Genomic DNA, 6,248 nt, shown 5'->3' with positions numbered 1-6,248 from the left:
ATTGTCCCCATCGTCTAGAGGCCTAGGACATCACCCTTTCACGGTGAGTACGGGGGTTCGAATCCCCCTGGGGACGCCAAAACATAAAACGCCCGCTTCTGCGGGCGTTTTTGTTTTTGCGTCACCAAGTGATGTGCCTGCGCACATCACGCGGGGGATTCGAAGGGTTTCGCTTGCAAGCGAAACCGCGGCCTGCCGAAGGTAGGCGAATCCTCGGACGCGCAGCGTTCGTTAGCCAACCATCGAGTCAACGCCGAAAGAAGCAATCCAAAGAAAAGCAGCAATGTTTCGGCAAAGCCGAAACGAGCACGTCCGCAAAACGGACGAAGCCGACTCCGATCCAACACAGTCATCAAACAGCCAAAGAAGAGCCGCGAAGTTCCGGCAAAGCCGGAACCAGCAGCAGCCCGCAAAGCGGACGAAGCCGGCGTTCGATACAAGGCGATAGCCAGGCAAAGCCCTCAGGCAAAAAACACCATCGCCCCAACGTACGCCAAGCCTCAGCACCGCAAGCACCCATCACCGGCAACGTCACTGGATTCTCGCGTTCGCGAGAACGCCAGGACGGAGAGAGAAGAATGATGGAGCGTATTAATCCCGCAACCATCAATCTACCAATTCTTCCAACTGAAATTTTTTCAGCGCATCTCCACGCACCCCATCTTTGTCCTCCCAACGACAACCCATCTCCCCATTTCCCGTTAATCTCCCTCCTCAAATTCCACCAACCCCATTTTTCTTTTACTATCTCTTGATAGCAGCATCAAAACCAGACGCCCAAAGCGCAGAACCAACACCGAGGAGTCCACCATGAGCCAAGCCGCCGATCTCGCCATCGACGCGCGCGGGGTAGCAACCATTACCCTGAATCGCCCTGAAGTCCACAACGCCTTCGACGACCTGCTGATCGCGCATCTGATCAATCTGATCGCGCAAGCCAGAGACGACGCACAAGTCAAAGTCCTGGTGCTGGCTTCGACCGGCAAATCCTTTTCCGCCGGCGCCGATCTCGGCTGGATGCGCCGCATGGCCGACGCCTCGCGCGAAGACAACATCAAGGATGCGCACCAATTGTCGGCCCTGATGGAAAACCTCAATAACTTTCCTTGCCCGACGGTTGCCAAGATCCAGGGCACGGTCATGGGCGGCGGCGTCGGCCTGGTGGCGTGCTGCGATATCGCCATCGCCAGCGACAACGCTTTCTTCGCGTTGTCCGAAGTGAAGCTCGGCCTCGCGCCGGCCGTCATCAGCCCCTACGTGATTGCCAAGATCGGCGTCTCGCAGGCGCGCCGCTACTTCGTCTCGGCAGAACGTTTCTCGGCGATTCGTGCCGCCGCCATCGACCTTGTGCATGAAGTGGTGCTGGCGACCGAGCTCGATGCCAAGACCGAGCAAATCATCGCCACGTTGCTGGCTAACGGTCCGCAGGCCATGCGCAGCGCTAAGGAGTTGGCGCAAGAGGAAAATCCGTTGCCGTGCACACCGGCGCTGCGCGACTACACCACAGGAGTGATCGCCGATCTGCGCGCTTCGGAAGAGGGCAAGGAGGGGCTGCGCGCTTTTCTCGAAAAGACACAGCCAGGCTGGATCGCCAAACATTGATCCGGCGTCATTGCCGGCATCAAAAGAAAAAGCCGCCGTCTTCAATAGACGGCGGCTTTTTTCGTCGTAACGAAATCAATTACAACTTGATCTCCGTACCCAGCACTTTGAGGAATTGCGCCAGCCATTCCGGATGTCCAGGCCATGCCGGCGAGGTCACGAAATTGCCATCGGTGACGGCGCTGTCGACCGGGATATCTGCATAGTGACCACCGGCCAGTTTGACTTCCGGAGCGCAGGCCGGATAGGCCGAGATCTTCTTGCCTTCAATCACGCCCGCAGCAGCCAGCAACTGCGCACCATGGCACACGGCGGCGATCAGTTTTTTCGCTTCGGCGAAATGACGCACGATGGCGATCACTTTCGCGTCCAGGCGCAGATACTCCGGCGCGCGGCCGCCGGCGATGACGATGGCGTCGTATTTAGCCGGATCGATGTCATCGAAGCTGGCGTTGAGAGCGAACTGATGGCCCGGCTTTTCGGTATAAGTCTGGTCGCCTTCAAAGTCATGGATGGCGGTCTTGATCTTGTCGCCGGCTTTCTTGCCGGGGCAGACGGCGTGCACGCTGTGACCGACCATTTGCAGCGCCTGGAAAGGCACCATGGTTTCGTAATCTTCGGCAAAGTCGCCGGTCAACAATAAAATCTTCTTTGCTGCCATGCTGATCTCCTTGGTTGCAGGCCGGATGGCCCGGTTGGGGTGTTTCACTTCCGTAGCTTGCACGCTGATAGCGCGTTCTTATTTGATCCACGTCATCTGACGCGACTTCCCCATTAAAAATTCCTTGTTCGGCTCCATGCAGTCGCGCAAATAACTCCACAGCGCCGATACCCGCGCCACATGTCGTTGCTCGCTGGCCGCAACCAGCCAGAACGAACGCATGATTTCCACTTCATCCGGCAGCACCGGCACCAGTTCCTCCGATTGCTGCGCCAGGAAGCACGGCAGGATCGCCAGGGCCTGACCGCTGCGCGCCGCGGTGTATTGTGCGATGACGCTGGTACTGCGAAAGGCGCGGAAGGCTTCCGGCGCGATGTTTTCCTTGTAGCGCAGCTCTTCGCTGAACACCAGGTCGTCGATATAACCGATGAAGTTATGGTGCTCCAGATCAGTGACCTTGCCGATGGCGGGATGGCTTTCCAGATATCCCGGCGTGGCATACAGCTTCAGCGCATAGTCCGCCAGTTTCGTGACAACGTAATTACCGCTGACCGGCCGTTCGATGGTAACGCTGATGTCGGCTTCGCGCTTGGACAGATTGACGAAGCGCGGCATCGGCAGCATGTCGACCGAGATGTGCGGATTGCGCGCGCAGAAGTGAGCAATATGCGGCGCCAGCACAAAGGTGCCGAAGCCTTCCGTCGCCCCAAGGCGCACCTGGCCCGACAGCAGGCGGTTGTGGCCGCCGAGTTCTTCGGCGGCGGCGTAGACGGTGCTTTCGATCTTTTCGGCGTATTCGACCAGGCGATAGCCATCGGCGGTCAGACTGTAGCCGTGGTTGTTGCGGTCGAACAGCTGGCTGCCGACCTGCTCCTCAAAGCGTTTGATGCGGCGCGACACGGTTGAGTGATCGATGCCAAGTTTCTTGGCGGCATCGACCAATCCCTGACTGCGCGTGAGTTCCAGAAATACGCGGAGGTTATCCCAGTCCAGCATGTTGTCTCCATTCGGCACTTCGATCTGCCTTGTTATGAGCGCTTTGCAATTATGCAAAAGGCTTTTGAATAATTGGTTATTGTAACGATATTAACGCACATGCAAAATGAGTCTCGAAATCGCCGCAGAGCAATTTCAGCAGAACGCAAATAAGACATATAACGAGGAGACTCCATGCAAAAAAACATCCGTGCCGCCCTGGCAATGGCTGCGCTTTCCCTGACCTGTATTTCTGCCGCCGTTCAGGCGCAAAATTCCGACACCGTCAAAATCGGCATTCTGACCGACATGTCCGGCCCGTATTCCGCCATGGGCGGCCAGGGTTCGGTGGTTGCCGCCAAGCTGGCGATCGAGGATTGCCTCAAGGCCGAATGCAAGGGCATGAAGATCGAGGTGCTGTCGGCCGACAACCAGAACAAGCCTGACGTCGGCGTCACCCGCGCCCGCGAATGGCTGGACCGCGACAAGGTCGAGGCGATTGCCGATCTGACCAACTCGTCAGTGGCGCTGGCCGTGCAGAAACTGATCAAGGAAAAGGGCGGCATCGCCATGTACAGCGGCCCGGCGACTGGCGCACTGACGACAGCTGAGTGCGCGACGAACGGTTTTCACTGGATGTTCGACACGTATTCGCAAGCGGCCGGCGCGGCTGCTGCGCTGACCAAGCTGGGCAATAAGTCGTGGTATTTCGTGACCGTCGATTACGCCTTCGGCCACTCGTTGGAGAAGGATGCCTCCGACGTCGTCAAGGCCAACGGCGGCACCGTGGTCGGCTCCGTGCGTCACCCGCTGAACGCCTCGGACTTTTCGTCCTTCCTGCTGCAGGCGCAGGCCTCCAAAGCGCAAGTGATCGGCCTGGCTGACGGCGGCACCGATGTCGTCAACGCGATCAAGCAAGCACGTTCGTTCAGCGTCGGCGACAAGAACCAGCGTCTGGTGGCCTTGCTGGTGTTCCTGTCCGACGTTCATGCACTCGGCCTGGATGCGGCGCAAGGTCTGGTCTATACCGATGGCTTCTACTGGGATTATGACGAACAGACGCGCGGTTTTTCCAAGCGTTTCGAAGCACAGTTCAAGAACAACAAGCCGACCATGGTGCAGGCCGGCGTGTATTCCAGCGTGTATCACTTCCTGAAGGCGCGCGCCGCAGCGAAGACGTCGGACTGGAAGGTCGTTTCACAAAAAATGCGTGAGATTCCAATCAGCGACGTCGTCATGCGCAATGCCTCCATCCGTCCTGACGGACGCGTGATTCACGACATGTATCTGTACCAGGTCAAGTCGCCTGCAGAATCCAAGGCGCCTTGGGATTATCTGAAATTGTTGTCGACCATTCCGGCGCAGCAGGCTTTCCGCCCCATGGATGCTGCTTGCCCGCTGGTCAAATAAGTTTTCCCGGGAGTCGGGTGTCGACATTGCCAGTCATCTCCGACCCGGCTTTCGGTTTCTTCTTCATCACTATGGAAAATGCATCATGAGCCAAGCCAACATTCCTAACGTTCCCCTTTACATCAACGGCGAACACGTACAGTCGACTTCGAAAGAATGGCGCGACGTGCTCAATCCGGCCACGCAGGAAGTCGTGGCGCGCGTGCCGTTTGCAACAAAAGAAGAAGTCGACCGCGCCGTCGCCAACGCCAAGGAGGCCTTCAAGACCTGGCGCAATACTTCGCTGGCGCAACGCATGCGCATCATGCTCAAGTTCCAGCAACTGCTGCGCGACAATATCGGCCCGCTGGCTGAACTGATCACGCGTGAACACGGCAAGACCCTGCCGGACGCCGAAGGCGAAGTCATGCGCGGTCTGGAAGTCGTTGAGCACGCCTGCTCGATTACCTCGCTGCAACTGGGTGAACTGGCCGAGAATGTGGCCGGCGGCGTTGACGTCTACACCATCCATCAGCCGATTGGCGTGGGCGCAGGTATTACCGCGTTCAACTTCCCGGTGATGCTGCCTTGTTTCATGTTCCCGATCTCGGTCGCCTGCGGCAACACGTTCGTGCTGAAACCATCCGAACAGGATCCGACTTCGTCGCTGTTCCTGGTTGAGCTGGCTAACAAGGCCGGTCTGCCGCCGGGCGTATTGAACGTCGTGCATGGCGGTCCTGATGTGGCCAACATGATCTGCGACCATCCCGATATCAAGGCGGTATCCTTCATCGGTTCGACCAACGTCGGTACGCACATCTATCGCCGCGCCAGCGAAGCCGGCAAGCGCGCGCAATGCATGATGGGCGCCAAGAACCATTGCATCGTGTTGCCTGACGCGCCCAAGGACCAAGCTATCAACAACTTGCTCGGCGCGGCATTCGGCGCAGCCGGCCAGCGTTGCATGGCGAATTCGGTGGTGGTGCTGGTCGGCAAGACCAAAGAATGGATTCCGGAAATCGTTGAGCGCTCCAAGGCCATGAAGGTCGGTCCGGGCAGCGACCGCAAGGCCGATGTCGGCCCACTGGTTTCCAAGGCCGCCAAGCAGCGCGTCGAGCGTCTGATCGGCATCGGTGTGGAGCAGGGCGCCAAGCTGCTGCTTGACGGCCGCAACTGCAAGGTGGCCGGTCATGAAGACGGCAACTTCGTCGGCCCGACCGTGTTCACCGGCGTCAAGGCAGGCATGGACATCTACGAACAGGAAATCTTCGGACCGGCGATGTGCATCGTCGAAGTCGAAACCCTGGACGAAGCGATCGCTTTCATCAATGCCAATCCGAACGGCAACGGCACCTCGATCTTCACCTCGTCCGGCTGGGCGGCGCGCAAGTTCCAGAACGAAATCGACGTCGGCCAGGTTGGCATCAACGTGCCGATTCCGGTGCCTGTGGCGTACTTCAGCTTCACCGGCTCGCGCGCTTCCAAGCTCGGCGATCTGGGTCCGAACGGCAAGCAGGCGGTGCTGTTCTGGACGCAGACCAAGACCGTGACCGCACGCTGGTATGCGCCTGACGAAGAAGCAGGTCAGGTCAACACCACCATTTCGCTGAAGTAATCCGCA

The 6,248-nt window shown here is 58.5% G+C and carries 5 protein-coding genes and 1 tRNA gene; 4 read left to right on the top strand and 2 right to left on the bottom strand.

Features of this window, described 5'->3' with window-relative positions; genetic code table 11:
- Window positions 1–3: 3 nt before the first annotated feature.
- Together AC1RN6_RS01050 and AC1RN6_RS01045 are read left to right on the top strand one after the other, a co-directional pair.
- Window positions 4–79: transfer RNA gene (locus AC1RN6_RS01050), tRNA-Glu, on the top strand.
- 731 nt (window positions 80–810) lie between these two features.
- On the top strand, window positions 811–1,602 hold the full coding sequence (locus AC1RN6_RS01045) for an enoyl-CoA hydratase-related protein (RefSeq protein WP_493002402.1): 792 nt from the start codon (window positions 811–813) through the stop codon (window positions 1,600–1,602).
- A gap of 79 nt (window positions 1,603–1,681) precedes the next feature.
- On the opposite strand, the gene AC1RN6_RS01040 is transcribed toward AC1RN6_RS01045, so the two are convergent.
- Both AC1RN6_RS01040 and AC1RN6_RS01035 read right to left on the bottom strand, forming a co-directional pair.
- Window positions 1,682–2,263: a DJ-1/PfpI family protein gene (locus AC1RN6_RS01040; RefSeq protein ID WP_493002401.1), complete on the bottom strand. Its 582-nt coding sequence runs from the start codon at window positions 2,261–2,263 to the stop codon at window positions 1,682–1,684.
- Between the two features lie 78 nt (window positions 2,264–2,341).
- On the bottom strand, window positions 2,342–3,259 hold the full coding sequence (locus tag AC1RN6_RS01035; RefSeq protein WP_493002400.1) for a LysR family transcriptional regulator: 918 nt from the start codon (window positions 3,257–3,259) through the stop codon (window positions 2,342–2,344).
- A 174-nt stretch (window positions 3,260–3,433) separates the two neighbouring features.
- On the opposite strand from AC1RN6_RS01035, the gene AC1RN6_RS01030 reads away from it, so the two are divergent.
- Both AC1RN6_RS01030 and AC1RN6_RS01025 read left to right on the top strand, forming a co-directional pair.
- Window positions 3,434–4,648: an ABC transporter substrate-binding protein gene (locus AC1RN6_RS01030; RefSeq protein WP_493002399.1), complete on the top strand. Its 1,215-nt coding sequence runs from the start codon at window positions 3,434–3,436 to the stop codon at window positions 4,646–4,648.
- Between the two features lie 85 nt (window positions 4,649–4,733).
- Entirely contained in the window at window positions 4,734–6,242 is a 1,509-nt protein-coding gene (locus AC1RN6_RS01025; RefSeq protein ID WP_493002397.1) for a CoA-acylating methylmalonate-semialdehyde dehydrogenase, read from the top strand.
- Window positions 6,243–6,248 lie beyond the last annotated feature (6 nt).

The organism is Herbaspirillum sp. GW822-FHT03A08 (assembly GCF_058801885.1).
Note: the sequence above shows the minus strand (reverse complement) of the source record. Positions and strands in the feature narration are given on the sequence as shown.

Bases quoted from the DNA above. Each gene is read 5' to 3' on its own strand.
- AC1RN6_RS01045 (WP_493002402.1), top strand. From the start codon at position 811: ATGAGCCAAGCCGCCGATCTCGCCATCGACGCGCGCGGGGTAGCAACC.
- AC1RN6_RS01040 (WP_493002401.1), bottom strand. From the start codon at position 2,263: ATGGCAGCAAAGAAGATTTTATTGTTGACCGGCGACTTTGCCGAAGAT.
- AC1RN6_RS01035 (WP_493002400.1), bottom strand. From the start codon at position 3,259: ATGCTGGACTGGGATAACCTCCGCGTATTTCTGGAACTCACGCGCAGT.
- AC1RN6_RS01030 (WP_493002399.1), top strand. From the start codon at position 3,434: ATGCAAAAAAACATCCGTGCCGCCCTGGCAATGGCTGCGCTTTCCCTG.
- AC1RN6_RS01025 (WP_493002397.1), top strand. From the start codon at position 4,734: ATGAGCCAAGCCAACATTCCTAACGTTCCCCTTTACATCAACGGCGAA.